The following is a 16,608-nucleotide window of genomic DNA, read 5'->3' on the forward strand; positions in this document are numbered from 1 at the left end:
CGCTTGAACCGCCACTGAATTCGGCGAGTTCCGTCAGAGCGCGCGGACTACAGCGTGATCGCGCCCTTCAGGCCGAGCACCGCGACGTCGTTCGCGTCGTGCACGCCGCCGGGGTTGTGGATGAACTGCACGTTCGGGCGCAACTCGAGCCACTTGGTCGGATGCACGCTGTAATAGATCTCCGACGCGTATTCGGCATCCTGCACCGCGGGCCGCGCCGGATCGAGTTCCTGGCCCTTCGCCACGCGTCCGTTCACGTTGGTCCGCGCCACGCCGAAGCCGAGGATGTCGTTCGGCCGCCACGGCACCAGCCCCTTGTAGAACAGCCCGGCGGCAATCTGGTTGTCGGTGGTCGAGGTGGCGCGATCGGCCTGCGTCGCGTTGAGGAACACGCTGAGCCCGGTAACCGACTTGCCGTCTTTCGACGTGCCGGTGACCTGTTGCTGGATGTTGAGATACACCCCGTAGCGCGCGCTGCGGCGGAGCGGTTCGAGTCCGGTGATCGCGATCGGCCGGCGGTTCAGGTCGTAAAACACGTCGTCGCCGTTCGAGGTGTTGACCCAACCGCCGACCTTGTACGCGCCGACCCGGCCGTCGTCGTCGCCGCGCCGCCATTCGGCCTCGACCGGGATCAGCGCGCCGGTCGCACCGTGGAAATGGCCGATCACGAAGTCCTTTTCGAGGTTGCGCGGGTTCACCTCGTAAGCGGCGGTCTTCAGCGTGAGGTGATCGTTGACGTCGTAGCGGAGCCGCGCGCCCCATTGGCTGACCGGCCAGTTCTGCCAGTAATCGCCATTCAGATTCCCCGGCGGCGCACCGCAAAAGCTGAGGTTCTGGAAATAGCACGAGAAGGACGCGAAATCCTCGCCCGGATTGGTGCGGCCGATCTTCAGTTCGAGCTTTTCGCCGAGCATTTGCTCGTACCAGAATTGCGTCAGCCGGACGGTCTGGCCGCGGCCGTACACTTCTTGCACCTGTTGCAGCACGCCGAGATTGGCGTCCGCACCCAGATCGCGGCCACGGCGGTAGGTGACGGTCGCCTGGAACGCGCCGCCCCTGAGGCCGACGACCTTGTCGAGATCGAGCAGTACGCCGACGTCGAACTGGCCGGTCTCGCGCAACAGTTTCCGGTCGCCGCCGGAGAAATTATACGCGCTTTCCGAGGCATAGCGCGCGCTGAGCCCTATGCCGCGATCGGCCAGGCGTTTGCGGATATCGAACCAGTCGGCGAACAGGCCTGGGGGCGGGGTACGCTGCGTATCGGCGGTCAGCGCGGAGGGCGATAGATCGCTGTCGCGACGCACGCCGGAGCGCGGGCGGTGCTGCGTGTCGGTCGCGCTGCTGCCGGGGGTCTGCTTGGCGGTATCCTGCGCGGAGACCTGACCGGGTATTGCGAGCGTCAACGCTGCCGCTGCACAGAACCGCCGATACCCCATCACGCACCTGTTTTTCGTAACTTGTATCAACCCCGTATACCGGGCCTTCGCAGTCCGAAACCCTCGACAAGCCAAAGGGACTCCAGGAATCCTCCCCCGCCAGGGGGAGGTGGCACCGCAGGTGACGGAGGGGGAGGCACGGAGCCGAGGTGTTCGCGTGCCTCCCCCTCCGTCTGGCAAGTGCCAGCCACCTCCCCCTGGCGGGGGAGGATCGCAATTATCGCTAGATCGCATGCCCCTCGGTATCGCGCAGCACTTCGCGGCGGCCGACGTGATCCGGGCGGCCGACGATGCCGTCTTTCTCCATCCGCTCGATCAACCGCGCGGCCGAGTTGTAGCCGATTCGCAACTGCCGCTGGAGCCACGAGGTCGATGCCTTTTGCGACTCGCAGACCAGCTGGATCGCCTGGCGATATTGCTGGTCCTCCGCCGAATCCTCACCCGTCGGCGAGCCCTCCAGCGCGAAGCTCTCCTCGGGCTCCTCGGTCACCGACGAGATGTAATCCGGCAGCCCCTGCGAGCGCCAGTGATCCGCCACCAGCCGCACCTCGTCGTCGGTCACGAACGGCCCGTGAACGCGGACGATGCCCTTGCCGCCGGGCATGTAGAGCATGTCGCCCTTGCCGAGCAGCTGCTCCGCGCCCTGTTCGCCGAGGATGGTGCGCGAATCGATCTTCGAGGTGACATGGAAGCTGATCCGGGTCGGCAGGTTGGCCTTGATGACGCCGGTGATGACGTCGACCGACGGCCGCTGCGTCGCCATGATCAGGTGGATGCCTGCCGCACGTGCCTTCTGCGCGAGCCGCTGGATGAGGAACTCGACCTCCTTGCCCGCGGTCATCATCAGGTCGGCGAGCTCGTCGACGATCACCACGATCTGCGGCAGGACGTCGTATTCGAGCTTCTCCTCCTCGTACATCGGCGCGCCGGTGTCGGGATGATAGCCGGTCTGCACTTTCCGTCCGAGCGGCTGGCCCTTGGCCTTCGCGCCGCGCACCTTGTCGTTGAAACCCGCGAGGCTGCGCACGCCGACGGAGGACATCTGGCGATAGCGATCCTCCATCGTCTCGACCGCCCATTTCAGCGCGCGCACGGCCTTGGCCGGATCGGTCACGACCGGCGACAGCAGATGCGGAATGTCGTCGTACATGCTCAGTTCGAGCATCTTCGGATCGATCATGATCATCCGGCACTGGTTCGGCGTCAGCTTGTAGAGCAGCGACAGGATCATGCTGTTCAGCCCGACCGACTTGCCCGAACCGGTGGTACCCGCGACCAGCAGATGCGGCATCGGCGCGAGATCGGCGATCACCGAATCGCCCGCGATGTTCTTGCCCAGGATGATCGGCAACTGCGCCGACTGGTCCTCGAACGTCTGGCTGCCGACGAGTTCGTGCAAGCTGACCGCTTCGCGCCGCGCATTGGGCAGCTCGATGCCGATCACGTTGCGTCCCGGGATCACCGCGACGCGCGCGGAAATCGCGGACATGTTGCGGGCGATATCGTCGGCGAGTGCGATCACGCGGCTGGCCTTGATGCCGGGCGCGGGTTCGAGTTCGTACATCGTCACGACCGGGCCCGGCCGCACTTCGATGATCGATCCCTTTACGTGGAAATCGTCGAGCACGTTCTCGAGCAGCCGCGCGTTGCGTTCGAGGCCGGCCTTGTCGATCACATTGCCCTGGCTAGGCGGGGAGGGGGTCAGCAGGTCGAGGCTCGGCAGCGTGAAATTGTCGCGCAGGTCGAGCGACGACTGGCGCTCCTTGGGCTTGGCCTGCGACGGCGCGTTCTGGCGGTCCGCGATGACGGGGGCAGGGCGCGGGTCGGGCTCGGCGACCGCGCGGGGCTCGACCGGTTTGCGGGTCAGCGTCAGCGGCTCGTCGTCGTCCTCGTCGATCTCCGCAAAGCCGTCATAGCCGAGCGCCTCGGTCCGATTGCGGCGGGGAAGGCGCCATTTGCGCTCGCCGAGATCGATCTCGATGCTCTTGCCCCAGACGATCGCGCCCGCAATTGCCGCGACCAGCCCGATTGCGCGCGCGGACCACAGCTCGGCGACCGGCTGGCCGATGAAGCTCAATGCCCAATGCACCGCGCTGGAGACCGACAGGCCGATCACGCCACCCCATCCGGCGGGAAGCGCCAGCACCGATGTGCCCGATACGAATGCCAGTGCGCTCGCCATCAGCGCGACGCCGATCGCCGCCCCGCGTACCATCCGCAGCCAATGCCCGAGCGGCGCGTCGCGCCACAGTCGCATGCCCAGAATCGGTCCGATCGGCAGCAGCAACGCGACCGCGGGTCCGAACAGCGTGAGCGCGATATCCGCGAACCACGCGCCCGGCGGCCCGACCAGGTTGGCAGGGTCGCCGCCCGATGCGGTGTTGAGCGCGGGGTCGCTCGGGTGATAGCTCGCCAGCGCCAGCGCCATCAATAGCGTGCCGACGAACAACGCGATCGCCGCGATCAGCGCGCCGCTGCGGACGGCGCCCGCCTTCACCGTCTCACGCCACAAGGCTGGCTGCGCGCGGCTGGCCATGACCCGTATTCTCCAAATTCTCTACAATAGAGAAATGCATCGTCCCCGGCAGCGTCAACGTCAAGATAACCGCGCTGCAACACGGGTTAAACCGCGTCGGGAACGTCGTTGGCAGCGACCCGCGGTCGGGATAAAGCGGCGGCATGGACACAGATGTAATCATCCTCGGTGGCGGGCTGGTCGGCGCGACGCTCGCCGTGGCGCTCGACGTGCACGGCATCTCGACGATCGTGATCGATCCCGCCGACCCCGCGGTGACGCTGGCGCCCGGCTTCGATGGCCGTGCCTCGGCAGTCGCGAGCGCGAGCCACCGCATGCTCGACGCGATCGGGATCGGTGCAACGCTGGCAGGGCAGGGGTGTGCCATCCGCCAGATTCGGGTCAGCGACGGCCTCGAACCCGGCGCGCTCGATTTTGTCCCCGCCGCGGACGATGGCGCGCTCGGCACGATGTACGAGAACAAGCTGCTCCGCCGCACGCTGTTCGACGCCGCAACCGCCGCGCCGCATGTTGACCTCCGCATGCAGACTCGCGCTACGTCGGTCGACCGTGCCGAATCGGGCGTCACCGCCACGCTGGACTCGGGCGACGTCATTCGCGCGCCGCTGTTGATCGCCGCGGAGGGCCGCAATTCGCCGACGCGCGAGGCCGCCGGGATCACGATCGCGCGCTGGTCGTACGAGCACACCGCGATCATCGCCGCGTTCCACCACGAGCGTTCGCACGAGGATGTCGCGTACGAGATCTTCTACGCGAGCGGCCCGTTCGCGCTGCTCCCGCTGCCGGATGACGCCGATGGCCATCGCTCGGCGATCGTCTGGACGGTCGACGCGAAGAACGCACTCGGCATGCTGAAGCTCGGCGACCGCGCGTTCCTCGCCGAAGCGGAAAAGAGCATGGGCGGCTTCCTCGGCAGGCTGTCGATGGCGACACCGCGGTCAAGCTACCCGCTCGGCTTCCACCACGCCGCGCGCATCACCGACCAGCGGCTCGCATTGGTCGGCGACGCCGGCCACGGCATCCACCCGATCGCCGGGCAGGGCCTCAACCTTGGCTTCCGCGACGTCGCGACGCTCGCCGAAGTGCTGGTCGAGGGCAAGCGTCTCGGCCTCGATCTCGGCGATGCGGCGCTGCTTGCGCGCTACCAGCGCTGGCGCGGGCTCGACACGTTCATGACCGCCGCCGCCACCGACACGCTCACTCGCCTGTTCGGTCTCCCTGGCAAGACCGCCAGCGCCGTGCGTCGTTTCGGCATCAGCGCGGTCAATGCGATCCCGCCGCTGAAGGACCGCTTCATGGCCGAAGCACGCGGTGAATCGGGTGACCTGCCAAAGCTTTTGCAGGGTCTCAAGATCTGAGACAGGCGATCTGCCGCTCATAAGCGGCAGCGCTCTGTCACGACGATCTCGCCAATTGGACCCCGGCCTCCACCGGAAAATGCGTCTGTTCTACCGCGAGAGGCACTGACCGTATTGGGGGCCGGAGTCCGGTGAGCGTTTCAAACCGCCCCACGTAACTCCAGCGCCCGCGCAAACACCGCGTCGAACATTTCCGCCGTCAGCACACCGGTATTCACGTTGTAGCGTGAGCAGTGGAAGCTATCGATCAGGATGCGGCCGTCGGGCATCACATGCTCCGCGCCGTGGGCAAAGCGCGCTTTCGGCAACCGACCGCCGAGCATCTTCACCGCCGACTGATGCGCGATATGCCCCAGCGCCACGAACACCCGCGCGGTCGGCACCGCATCCGCCTGCGTCTCGAGGAACGGCCGGCAGGTGCGGATTTCCTCCGGCGTCGGCTTGTTCTCGGGCGGCAGGCACTTCACCGCGTTGAGGATGATCGCGCCGTCCAGCGCCAGCCCGTCCTCGGCCTTCGCACCATATGTCCCGGTCGCAAGCCCGAACCGCCCGAGCGTCTCGTACAGGAACTGCCCCGCATAATCGCCGGTGAACGCGCGGCCCGTTCGGTTCGCGCCATGCTTGCCCGGCGCGAGGCCGATGATGCCGAGCCACGCCGCGGGATCGCCGAACGCAGGGACCGGCGCGTTCCACCAGGTCGGGAACTCGGTGCGCAGCTGCTCGCGCACCGCGACGAGGCGAGGGCAGAGCGGGCAGTCATGCGGCGGCTCGGTCTCGGGCAACGCGGAGACAGGCGCGAAGACGGTTGTGACGTCGACGTCGCCGGTCTCTTCGACGGTTTCGGGAAGCTCGTTGGTGTAAGGTGTGGAATCCATGGGATTGCGCTAGGCGGACCAAATGTCGCCTGCAACCCCGCACCCGACGATCGCGCAGGCCGCCACCACCTACGCGATCGCGCTCGGCTCCAACCGCCGCGGCCGTCACGGGAGCCCCGAGCGCGAGATCGCCGCCGCTTTGGAGACGCTCGGCACTGTCGTCGCACGATCGCCGACCGTCGCCAGCGCACCGCTTGGCCCTTCGAACCGCCGCTACGCCAACGCCGTCGCGCTGATCGAAACGCAGGAGGACCCCGCCGCGCTGCTGGTCCGCCTCAAACGGATCGAACGCGCGTTCGGCCGCCGCCCCGGCCGCCGCTGGGGCAGCCGCGTCATCGACCTCGACATCATCCTCTGGTCCGGCGGCGCGTGGTCGTCGCCCGGTCTCACCGTTCCGCACGCCGCGTTCCGCACCCGCAGTTTCGTCCTCGGCCCCCTCGCAGGGTTAATCCCGAACTGGCGCGATCCGCTGACCGGGCGAACGATCCGGCAATTGGCGCAATCGGTTGACCGAAAGCGGCCACGCGATTAGGTGCGCGGTCCACGATGGCGGGGGTCCGTAGCTCAGTTGGTAGAGCAAGCGACTTTTAATCGAGAGGTCCCGGGTTCGAGCCCCGGCGGACCCACCATCGATGCCTCGGGCGTTGCGCCGAGCAGGCGGCGGCATGTCCCGGCGATTCTCGCGGGTGCGTCGGTCGCGGCTATCGGGCTAGCCCTCATCCTCCTCGTCGGACTCGCGGTCGATCACTGGCCGTTCGCGTTCGACCGGTCGATCATCCTCGGCCTGCGCGCGTGGGGCGGGCCGTCATGGCTGCCCAAGGTCGCAGCCGACGTCACCGCGCTCGGCGGCGGTATCGTCCTGACGATCGTCGTGGTGGTCGCCGCTGGCCTGCTGATCGTCCAGCGCCTCTGGCTGACCGCAGCCGCCATGGTCGCGGCCAGCGGCACCGGCAATATCGTGGTCGAACTGGTCAAGCTGCAGGTCGCCCGCCCGCGCCCCGACATCGTCGCGCACCTCGTCACGGTCACGCATATGAGCTTCCCGAGCGGGCATTCGGCGAACAGCGCGATCGTCTATCTCACGCTCGCCGGCCTCGCTTCGCAGGTAACTCGGGACCGTGCGACCCGAGCGTATCTGCTGGTCGTCGCGATCCTGCTGGTCGGCGCGATCGGCTGCAGCCGCGTGTATCTGGGCGTCCACTGGCCGAGCGACGTGCTGGCCGGATGGAGCTTCGGCACGCTCTGGGCGCTCGCCTGGTGGCTGGCGACCGCCCGCGCGCGACGGGCGATCGGCGGCGAGCGCCACGCGTTCGGCACCCCGCCCGCCGATCCGCCCCCCGATCTGTCCGCGTCCTAGCGGCCCTTCTCGGCGAGCGCCCGCTCCCATGCCAGCGCATCGCGGACGATGCCGTCCAGATCGGCATGGCGCGGCGTCCAGTCGAGCGTCTCCAGGATCGCGCGATTGTCCGAGATCAGCATCGCCGGATCGCCCGCGCGACGCCCTTCGAGGCGACGTTCGATCGTCCGGTTGGTAACCTTGTCGACCGCATCGAGCACCTCGAGCACCGAGAAGCCCTTGCCATAGCCCGCGTTGAGCGTGTGGCTCTTGGCGGGGTCCGCGACCAGGACTTCCAGCGCGGCGACATGCGCGGCGGCAAGGTCGGTGACGTGGATGTAATCGCGCACGCCGGTGCCGTCGGGGGTGGCGAAGTCGGTGCCGTAGACGCCTACCGCGTCGCGCTTGCCGGTCGCGGCCTCGACCGCGATCTTGATCAGGTGCGTCGCGCCAACCGTGGACTGCCCGCTGCGTCCCTGCGGATCGGCGCCGGCGACGTTGAAGTAGCGCAGCGCCGCATAGTTCATCGGATGCGCCGCGGCGACGTCGCGCAGCATCGCCTCGGTCATCAGCTTCGACATGCCGTAGGGGTTGATCGGCACGGTCGCATCGCCTTCCGCGACGGGCACCTTCTCGGGCGTGCCATAGGTCGCGGCGGTCGACGAGAAGATGAAGTGCGGCACGCCTTCGACGACCGCGCTCTCGATGAGCGCACGGCTCGCGGCGGTGTTGTTGCGGTAATATTTGAGCGGATCGCTGACCGACTCGGGCACTACGACCGAGCCAGCGAAATGCATGATCGCCTTGACGCTATGCTCGCGGATCGCCGCGCGGACCTTCGCATCATCGGCGACGTTCGCCTCGACGAGTGCGGCGCGCGGATCGACCGCCCAGTCGAATCCCGTAACGAGATTGTCGAGCACGACGACGTCATACCCCGCATCGAGCAACGCCAGCACCGCGTGGCTGCCGATATAGCCGGCCCCGCCAGTCACCATAACCTTACCGTCAATCACGCGCGTCTCCTCTTTGTTGCGGGGTAGCGACTTCCTACATTGGCGGAAAGGAGATCGTTATGACGGATTATGTAACGCTGGCCGGCGGCTGCTTCTGGTGCACCGAGGCTGTGTTCAAGGACGTGATCGGCGTCGAGTCGGCCGAGAGCGGGTATATCGGCGGGCATGTCCCTGATCCGACGTACAAACAGGTGTGCGGCGGCGACACCGGCCATGCCGAGGCGATCCGCATCGGCTTCGATCCGGAGCAGCTGAAGCTCGGCGATTTGCTCGATATCTTCTTCGCGACGCACGATGCGACGACGCTGAACCGGCAGGGCAACGATGTCGGCACGCAGTATCGCTCGGCGATGTTCCCCGCGGACGATGCACAGAAGGCTGAGATGGAAGCGGCGTTGGCCCGCGCTCAGGCGGACTCGCCCAAGCCGATCGTCACGACTATCGAGCCGATGGATACGTGGTACGAAGCCGAGGGCTATCACCAGGATTACTGGGAAACGTCGGGTCGCTCGAACCCATACTGCATGGCGGTGATTCCCCCGAAGCTGCAGAAGCTGCGCAAGAGCTTCGCGGCGCGGTCCAAGGCGGCGGTGAACGCGTAACATTGACAATGCTGTTCCCCCGCGGACGCGGGGGCCCAGCTAAATACCGCAGTCCAACTTGGCTTCTGGACCCCCGCCTCCGCGGGGGGACGGATTATCGGTGAGCGGCACGGCGCAAGCGGTCGTTGATCGCTTCACCAATGCCTTTAGATGGGATCGGCGCGATGGCGATCCTTGGGTGATCGTTTGCATCGGCAGCGTGAAGCAGATCGAACAGCCGCGTCGCGGCCTCGACTAGGTCACCCGATGCGGAGAGGGTTATGTCGCCCTCGACGTCGCCAAACCCGATTAGCCACTCGTCCGATTTTGCCTCGGTCGCATTCAACCGAAGTGGTTTGCTTGGCGCATAATGGCTCTCAAGCTGCCCCGGCGCCGTCACCCCAATCCCCCCCGGCGAAGGCCGGGGCCCAATTGGGGGACGGTCATGACGCAGGTCGTGCCCGGTTACATCCGACGTTCCAATTGGGCCCCGGCCTTCGCCGGGGGGGTGTTGGAGGTGGGTTAGCAGCGCCTCCGCGGTAACCGGCCCCGGCCGCAACACCGTCCGCCCCGCCACGATCGTCGACTCCAATCCCGCCTCGGTAGCCCCATCGTCGAGGATCAGCGGTACGTTCCCCCCCAAGCTCCCCGCAACATGCGCAGCGCAAGTCGGACTGATCCCCCCGCTCGCATTGGCCGAAGGCGCCGCCAAAGGCCGCCCCGACGCCGCAATCAACCCCTGCATCGCCCGATGCCGCGGCACCCGGATCGCGATCGTATCCAACCCCGCCGTCACCAGCGAAGCGATCCCCGAATCCCCCCGCACCGGCAGCACCAACGTCAAAGGCCCCGGCCAGAACGCCGCCGCCAACGCCCGAGCATCCGCATCGAACACCGCGATCCGATCCGCCGCCGCCAGGTCCGCCACATGCACGATCAGAGGATTGAAACTCGGGCGCCCCTTGGCCGCATAAATCCGCGCCACCGCCTCCGCATTGGTCGCGTCCGCCGCGAGCCCGTACACCGTCTCGGTCGGCACCGCGACGATCCCCCCGTCGCGAATCAGTGCGGCGGCTTCGGCGATCGCGGCCGTGCCGTAAGGTAAAATCCGAGGGTGTGGACGGGTCATTCCACAGGCGTATAGCGGGTCCAAACCGTAGCGATAAGAGGATGCGATGGCCTTCACTCCAGCAACCACCGAACAGCGTTTCGTGCTCGACCATGTCGTCCGGATCGGTGAACTCGCCGACACCGAACGCTATGCCGCCGCCAGCGACGACGTGGTCGACGCGGTGCTCGAAGGCGTCGGGCAACTCGCGGCCGGCGAATGGGCGCCACTCAACCGCACCGGCGACACCGTCGGCGCAAAGTGGACCCCGGACGGCGTGGTCATGCCCGATGGCTTCGCGCAGGCGTACAAGGATTATGTCGAGGGCGGCTGGGGCGGAATCGGCGTCGAGGAGGAATGGGGCGGGCAGGGCCTGCCGTTCGCGATCCAGACCGCGGTGCTCGACACGCTCGGCTCGGCCAACATGGGCTTCGCGCTCTGCCCGACGCTGACCGTCGGCGCGATCGAGGCGTTGCAGCATCATGGCAGCCCCGAGCAGCAGGCGCTGTATTTGCCGCATCTCGCGACCGGCGAATGGACCGGCACGATGAACCTCACCGAGCCACAGGCCGGCTCCGACGTCGGCGCTCTCCGCGCGACCGCCACGCCGCTCGGTGACGGCAAGTGGTCGATCAAGGGCACCAAGATCTACATCTCGTTCGGCGATCACGACATGGCGCCGAATATCGTCCACCTCGTCCTTGCGCGGACACCGGGCGCACCCGCAGGCACGAAGGGCATCTCGCTGTTCTTAGTCCCCAAATTCCGCCTCCAGGAAGACGGCACGCCGGGCGAGTTCAACGACGTCCGCGTCGTCTCGATCGAGCACAAGATGGGCCTCCACGCCTCGCCCACCTGCGTGCTGAGCTTCGGCGACAACGACGACTGCATCGGCGAACTGATCGGCGCGGAGCTCGGCGGCATCCGCGCGATGTTCACGATGATGAACAATGCGCGGCTGAACGTCGGCCTCCAAGGCGTCCAGGTCGCGGAGGGTGCGACGCAGGGCGCGGTCGCCTACGCACTCGACCGCGTGCAATCCGCGCGCGCCGGTTCGCCGAACAAGGAGTCGGTCAAGATCGTCGAGCATCCCGATGTTCGCCGCATGCTGATGCGGATGAAGGCACAGACGCAGGCGGCACGCGCGCTCGTCTATTACGCGGCCGGGCAGGTCGATCGCGCCAATCTCGGCGACCATGCCGCGCGCAACCGCCTCGAACTCGTCACGCCGCTCGCCAAGGCGCACGGCACCGATCTCGGCAACGAAGTCGCGTCGCTCGGCATTCAGGTCCACGGCGGGATGGGCTATGTCGAGGAAACCGGCGCCGCGCAGTATTTCCGCGATGCCCGCATCACGCCGATCTACGAGGGCACCAACGGCATCCAGGCGGCGGATCTGGTCGGGCGTAAGCTCGGCCTGGATAACGGCGGCGCGTTCGCCACGCTGATCGCCGACATCCGCGCGGAAGCCAAGGACGAGCGCCTGCTGGCGCTGGTCGACGCGTGCGAAGCGATCGGGCGTAAGCTCGCCACCGCGGACGCCGACGACAAGCTGGCCGCTAGCCACCCGTTCCTCACCATGTTGTCGGTCGCGACCTGCGGCTGGTTGATGGAGCGGCAGGGCGGGGTGGCCGGCAGCGACGATTTCGGGCGGATGAAGTCAGCTGCGGTGCGCTTCTACCTCGACCAGATCGTCCCCGAGGCGATGGGACTCAAGGCGGCCGCGAACGCGAGCGCGGCGGTCCTCTACTCGATCGAAGCGGACCTGTTCGCGGCCTGATCGAACGCGACGTCGTCGTCCGCCCCTCCCCGGCGGAGGCCGGGGTCCAATTGGGGGACGGCCGTGATCCGTGCGGCGCTCGGTTACTTCCGACGTTCCAATTGGGCCCCGGCCTCCGCCGGGGAGGTAGCTAGTGGGAAGGCGGTACAGGCTGCGCGGAGTGGCACCCAGGCCGCCTCAATTCTCCCCCGCAAGGGGGAGGTGGCACCGAAGGTGACGGAGGGGGAGGACGCGCAACGAAGGTAAACCCTTACCACCCCCTCCGTCTGGCAAGCGCCAGCCACCTCCCCTTGCGGGGGAGGATCGTGAGGGCCGCCTCCGGTCGCGATAGCCCCAAACTACACCGTCATGCCGGACTCGTTCCGGCATCCACCGTTCCGCAGATCCGAGAAAATTGAGAATGCGGACCAGTGGTCCCCGGAACAAGCCCGGGGTGACGGAGCAAGCAGGGATGGCGCCCCTTTTCCCGTTCGCCCTGAGCGTAGTCGAAGGGCATGCGCCCACGCGAAGGTGCTTCGACTTCGCTCAGCACGAACGGGGGAGGGGCACTGCATCACATGCAACATCCGGTGCCCACCACTCGACGTCCCTGGGGCACGAACGGTAAGGAGAGGCAGAAAATCTCTGAAAGTCCGACCGATGTTCGACCTCGAAGCCTATCTCCTCCGTGTCGCGATGCCCGCGCGGCCCACGCTCGACTCGATCGGCCTCGGCCGCCTCCAGCACGCGCACCGTCTCTCCATCCCGTTCGAAGACCTCGACGTCGTCCTCGACCGCGGCATCGCAATCGACACCGATTCAGTCTTCGCCAAGCTCGTGACCGCACGCCGCGGCGGTTATTGCTTCGAGCATAACCGCCTGTTCCTCGACGCGCTCGCGGAACTCGGCTTCACCGCCCGCCCGTTGCTGGCCCGCGTCTGGATCGCCGCCACCGACGTACCGCCGCTCACGCACACCTTCGCACTGGTGACGATCGACGGCCAGGACTGGATCGCCGATACCGGCTTCGGCGGCAGCTACACGCCCGTCCTCCCGCTCGCCGACGGCGCCGAGGCAACCGCCCCCGACGGCGCCCGCTTCCGCCTCGAAGCCACCGAACAGGGCTGGATGCTGCTCCGCGACGGCGATCCGATGACCACCGACGGTCGCGGCGAGACGGGAGGATTCCAGCCGCAATACAGCTTCACCCTCGCGCAAGTGTTCGACGCGGACTTGGCAATGTCTAACCACTGGACCTCGACCGCGCCGTCCAGTCGATTCACCCACACCCCGATCGCCAGCATCGTCCTCCCGAACGGCTTCGCGTCGCTGATCGGCCGCAACTACCGCCGGCGCTCGGGCACCGACACGACGGTCGGCGAGATCACCGATCCGCGCGTATACCGTATCCGCATGAGCCTGTTGTTCGGGATCGACCTGAGCGTCGAGGACGTCGCCGCGCTGGGGTTGTTCTGAAGTTCAACCCCACTTCCGTTCGTGCTGAGTAGCGACCGAGTAGCTGCGTCAGCAGCGTATCGAGGGTGCGTATCGAAGCATGGGTTCCACGCGCCAACCTGTCCTTCGATACGTCCTCTCGATACGCCGCTTCGCGCCTGCTCGATGACTACTCAGGACGAACGGGGGGGAGCACGAACGAGAGAGGGTGAGGACGAACGCAAGGGGCAGAGGAGGCGAAGGAAATCGCTAGCAGCGCCTCAGGCCCGCTCACGCTCCAGCAGATCATGCGCATCCAACCCCAACAGGTCGATATGCCCCAGGATCCGCGGCCACTGAGTCGTCACGAAATTCTCGCGCTCCGCCACCCGAAGCGCCTCCGCCGCACCCGGCATCACGAACATCCCGACCCCGCGGCGCACCTCGACATACCCGTCGTCCTGGAAGCTCTGATACGCCTTGGCGACCGTCAACGGATTAGCCCCCTGCTCAGCGGCGAACGCGCGCACGGACGGCAATTGGTCCCCTGCACGATAGTCGCCGCGCAAAATACCCGCAGCGATCGTGCTGCGAAGGCGGATATATACGGGGCTGTCGTCGCTGCTGAGCGCTGTCATGCTGTTCTAATACAGCAATCTGGCGGAAAGTCGAGGCTCAGGATTCCCAATGGCTTACGAGCCGTGCCATATCCGGGCGAGGCCGTTCGTCGAGCGCGCGCGACGGCGTGCCGATGAACATGAACCCGGCGATCCGCTCCGCCGCCGTCCCGAACGCATCGCGCACCAAATCCGAATAGGCTGGCCATCCCGTCAGCCAGCCGCCCGCAAACCCCTCCGCATGCACCGCGTGAAGCAGGTTCATGCACGCCGCCCCCGCCGAAAGCTCCTGTTCCCAAAGCGGAATCTTGCTCTCCTTCGGCGACGACAGCACGACCACCAGCGTCGGCGCCTGATGCGCAAACTGGTCGAGCGACTCGAGTTCGGTTCGCGACGCCGAGGGCCGTTCCGCGAGGTACGCATCCGTAATCAGCGTCGATAGCGCCGCGCGTTGCTCCTCGCCGACCACCACGAACCGCCACGGCGCGAGCTTGCCGTGATCGGGTGTCCGCGCCGCGATCTCGAGGATCGTCGCCAGCTGGTAGGAATCGGGGCCGGGCGCGATCAGGTCGCGCGGCTTTCCCGAGCGGCGAGTGGCGAGCAGCGAGAGCGGCGTGGAGCGATCGTTGAGCATGTCCCGGCAGATAAGCCATGATGTGTGATATTTACAGGCCGAGCTTTGCCGCTAGGTTGCGCGCCATAACGGCCCCGCGTTCGACGGCGGCCAAGACGAGTATCAGGGAGCGTAAGAATGGTGGACACCCCGACCGCGGATACCCCGCGAGAGCCGGATATCACCCATATCAACCCGGCGTCCGGCGAAACCTGGTTCGGGCATCCCCGCCAGCTCGCCCGGCTGTTCACCACCGAAGCGTGGGAGCGGTTCGGCTATTACGGCATGCGCGCGCTGCTCACGCTGTACCTCACCAAGCATTTCGTGTTCGGCGACCGCGAGGCGACCGGGCTCTACGGCGGCTACACCGCGCTCGTATACCTGACCCCCCTCGTCGGCGGTTATCTCGCCGATCAGTATCTAGGCTCCAAACGTGCTGTAAAATTCGGCGCGATCATCATGGCGCTCGGCTATCTGCTGCTCTGCTTCGGCGGCGAGACCGCCAAGCCGTACGCGACGATCGCCAACCAGCGCTACGCGATCGAAGTCGTCGACCAGGCGGACAGCGAAGTCCGCTATCTCGTCGACGGCGCGAACAAGCTGAAGATCAAGGGCAACGACGACGGCACCGTCTCGCTGCTCGCCCCCGACGGCTCGACCGCACGGACGGTGGAGAAGGGCGGCTTCGAATCCGGCGCCGAGCGCAGTAGCTTCTACGTCACGATCATGTTGCTCGCGCTCTGCATGATCTCGGTCGGCAACGGCTTCTTCAAGCCCAACATCTCGACGATGGTCGGCGAGCTTTATGCACAAGGCGACAAGCGCCGCGATGCCGGGTTCACGATCTTCTACATGGGCATCAATCTCGGCTCGCTGTTCTCGCAGCTGCTCTGTCCGTTCCTCGCGGTCGCGGTCGGCTGGTGGGCCGGCTTCGGCCTCGCCGCGATCGGCATGCTCGCCTCGTGGACGCTGATCCAGTTCGATGGCGGCAAGCTAAACGGCTACGGCGAGCCCCCGGTCCGCACCGGTCCCGATCGTGCGCTCGGCATCTATGCGCTCGCGCTGCTCGGGATCCCGATCTTCTACCTGCTGTTCGTCAACCTCATGAACGCCGTGCCGCCGGTGCCGGGGTCGGGGATCGTCGGCTACATCGCCTCGCTGTCGCTGATGGGCAAATTGCTGTTCGGCACGTTCCTGATCGCGGTGCCGGGCATCCTGATCTGGTCGTTCATCAACGGCGAGCGTCGCGAGTTCCAGATGATGCTCGCGGCGATGGTGCTGATCGTGTTCAACGTCGTGTTCTGGACGCTGTTCGAGCAGGCCGGCTCGTCGCTGACGCTGTTCGCGGATCGCAATACCGATCTCAGCGTGTTCGGCCTCTTCAGCATCTCCGCCGGCCAGACGCAGTTCTTCAATGCGTTCTTCATCGTCGCGCTGGCGCCGGTGATGTCGATCCTGTGGACGAAACTTGCCGCCAAGGGCCTGGAGCCGTCGATCCCCGTCAAGTTCGGCATCGCGCTGATCGGCGTCGGCGTCGGCTTCCTGTTCCTCGTCTGGGGCGCAAGCATGGTCGGGCCTTCGTTCAAGGTCGCGATCTGGTGGCTCGCCGGGCTGTATTTCATCCACTCGTTCGCCGAGCTCTGCATCTCGCCGGTCGGTCTCAGCATGATCACCAAGCTGTCGATCGCGCGCGTCGTCGGGCTGATGATGGGCGTGTGGTTCCTGTCGATCTCGGTCGCGCAATATGTCGCCGGCGTCGTCGCGCAGGTCGCCAGCGTCGAGACGGTCGGCGGGCAGGTGACGAACCTGAAGGTCAGCCTGGACACCTACGCCGGCGTGTTCTGGACCATCGGCCTGGTCTCGGCAGGGATCGGTGTCGTGCTGCTGCTGATCTCGCCGCTGATCAAGAAGTGGATGCACGGCGTCCAGTAGGCAGCGT

At 66.6% G+C, this 16,608-nt stretch carries 14 protein-coding genes and 1 tRNA gene; 8 read left to right on the forward strand and 7 right to left on the reverse strand.

What is annotated here, in order from left to right:
• Window positions 1-47: 47 nt before the first annotated feature.
• Both C8J42_RS11405 and C8J42_RS11410 read right to left on the reverse strand, forming a co-directional pair.
• Window positions 48-1,403, reverse strand: a complete 1,356-nt coding sequence (locus C8J42_RS11405; RefSeq protein ID WP_243644324.1) for a carbohydrate porin — start codon at window positions 1,401-1,403, stop codon at window positions 48-50.
• Between the two features lie 256 nt (window positions 1,404-1,659).
• The gene (locus C8J42_RS11410; RefSeq protein WP_133020150.1) at window positions 1,660-3,972 is read right to left on the reverse strand and encodes a DNA translocase FtsK; all 2,313 of its coding nucleotides are present in this window, start codon (window positions 3,970-3,972) and stop codon (window positions 1,660-1,662) included.
• A 143-nt stretch (window positions 3,973-4,115) separates the two neighbouring features.
• Between C8J42_RS11410 and C8J42_RS11415 the strand changes: the two genes are divergently transcribed.
• Window positions 4,116-5,330, forward strand: a complete 1,215-nt coding sequence (locus C8J42_RS11415) for a UbiH/UbiF/VisC/COQ6 family ubiquinone biosynthesis hydroxylase (RefSeq protein WP_133020151.1) — start codon at window positions 4,116-4,118, stop codon at window positions 5,328-5,330.
• Window positions 5,331-5,470: 140 nt separating this feature from the next.
• Here the strand turns inward: C8J42_RS11415 and C8J42_RS11420 are convergent, their stop codons facing one another.
• Window positions 5,471-6,205 carry a uracil-DNA glycosylase gene (locus C8J42_RS11420; protein ID WP_133020152.1) on the reverse strand — a complete coding sequence of 245 codons (735 nt, stop codon included), beginning with the start codon at window positions 6,203-6,205 and terminating at the stop codon, window positions 5,471-5,473.
• A gap of 22 nt (window positions 6,206-6,227) precedes the next feature.
• Here C8J42_RS11420 and folK point away from each other — a divergent pair, with 22 nt between their 5' ends.
• The 3 genes from folK (at window position 6,228) to C8J42_RS11435 (ending at window position 7,562) form a co-directional block, all read left to right on the forward strand.
• Window positions 6,228-6,737, forward strand: a complete 510-nt coding sequence (gene folK, locus C8J42_RS11425; protein WP_133020153.1) for a 2-amino-4-hydroxy-6-hydroxymethyldihydropteridine diphosphokinase — start codon at window positions 6,228-6,230, stop codon at window positions 6,735-6,737.
• A gap of 21 nt (window positions 6,738-6,758) precedes the next feature.
• Window positions 6,759-6,834 (forward strand) — tRNA-Lys (locus C8J42_RS11430).
• 242 nt (window positions 6,835-7,076) lie between these two features.
• Complete coding sequence (locus C8J42_RS11435) at window positions 7,077-7,562, forward strand: phosphatase PAP2 family protein (RefSeq protein ID WP_133020154.1); 486 nt, start codon at window positions 7,077-7,079, stop codon at window positions 7,560-7,562.
• Here C8J42_RS11435 and galE read toward each other — a convergent pair.
• The gene (gene galE / locus C8J42_RS11440; RefSeq protein ID WP_133020155.1) at window positions 7,559-8,557 is read right to left on the reverse strand and encodes a UDP-glucose 4-epimerase GalE; all 999 of its coding nucleotides are present in this window, start codon (window positions 8,555-8,557) and stop codon (window positions 7,559-7,561) included. The two genes, C8J42_RS11435 and galE, sit on opposite strands and share 4 nt — an antisense overlap.
• Window positions 8,558-8,616: 59 nt before the next feature.
• On the opposite strand from galE, the gene msrA reads away from it, so the two are divergent.
• The gene (gene msrA / locus C8J42_RS11445) at window positions 8,617-9,159 is read left to right on the forward strand and encodes a peptide-methionine (S)-S-oxide reductase MsrA (RefSeq protein WP_107964160.1); all 543 of its coding nucleotides are present in this window, start codon (window positions 8,617-8,619) and stop codon (window positions 9,157-9,159) included.
• 94 nt (window positions 9,160-9,253) lie between these two features.
• Here msrA and C8J42_RS11450 read toward each other — a convergent pair whose 3' ends face one another.
• Complete coding sequence (locus tag C8J42_RS11450; protein WP_133020156.1) at window positions 9,254-10,267, reverse strand: L-threonylcarbamoyladenylate synthase; 1,014 nt, start codon at window positions 10,265-10,267, stop codon at window positions 9,254-9,256.
• A 46-nt stretch (window positions 10,268-10,313) separates the two neighbouring features.
• Between C8J42_RS11450 and C8J42_RS11455 the strand changes: the two genes are divergently transcribed.
• Both C8J42_RS11455 and C8J42_RS11460 read left to right on the forward strand, forming a co-directional pair.
• A complete protein-coding gene (locus C8J42_RS11455; RefSeq protein ID WP_133020157.1) occupies window positions 10,314-12,026 on the forward strand; it encodes an acyl-CoA dehydrogenase in 1,713 nt (570 codons plus the stop codon).
• 639 nt (window positions 12,027-12,665) lie between these two features.
• Window positions 12,666-13,481, forward strand: a complete 816-nt coding sequence (locus C8J42_RS11460) for an arylamine N-acetyltransferase (RefSeq protein ID WP_133020158.1) — start codon at window positions 12,666-12,668, stop codon at window positions 13,479-13,481.
• A gap of 239 nt (window positions 13,482-13,720) precedes the next feature.
• On the opposite strand, the gene C8J42_RS11465 is transcribed toward C8J42_RS11460, so the two are convergent.
• Together C8J42_RS11465 and C8J42_RS11470 are read right to left on the reverse strand one after the other, a co-directional pair.
• Entirely contained in the window at window positions 13,721-14,077 is a 357-nt protein-coding gene (locus C8J42_RS11465) for a GntR family transcriptional regulator (protein ID WP_056053547.1), read from the reverse strand.
• A 37-nt stretch (window positions 14,078-14,114) separates the two neighbouring features.
• Window positions 14,115-14,690, reverse strand: coding sequence for a nitroreductase (locus tag C8J42_RS11470; RefSeq protein WP_133020159.1), 576 nt, complete (start codon window positions 14,688-14,690; stop codon window positions 14,115-14,117).
• Window positions 14,691-14,807: 117 nt separating this feature from the next.
• On the opposite strand from C8J42_RS11470, the gene C8J42_RS11475 reads away from it, so the two are divergent.
• Window positions 14,808-16,601, forward strand: coding sequence for a peptide MFS transporter (locus tag C8J42_RS11475; protein ID WP_056487721.1), 1,794 nt, complete (start codon window positions 14,808-14,810; stop codon window positions 16,599-16,601).
• Window positions 16,602-16,608: the final 7 nt, after the last annotated feature.

The organism is Sphingomonas sp. PP-CE-1A-559 (genome assembly GCF_004340965.1).
Classification (GTDB): Bacteria; Pseudomonadota; Alphaproteobacteria; order Sphingomonadales; family Sphingomonadaceae; genus Sphingomonas.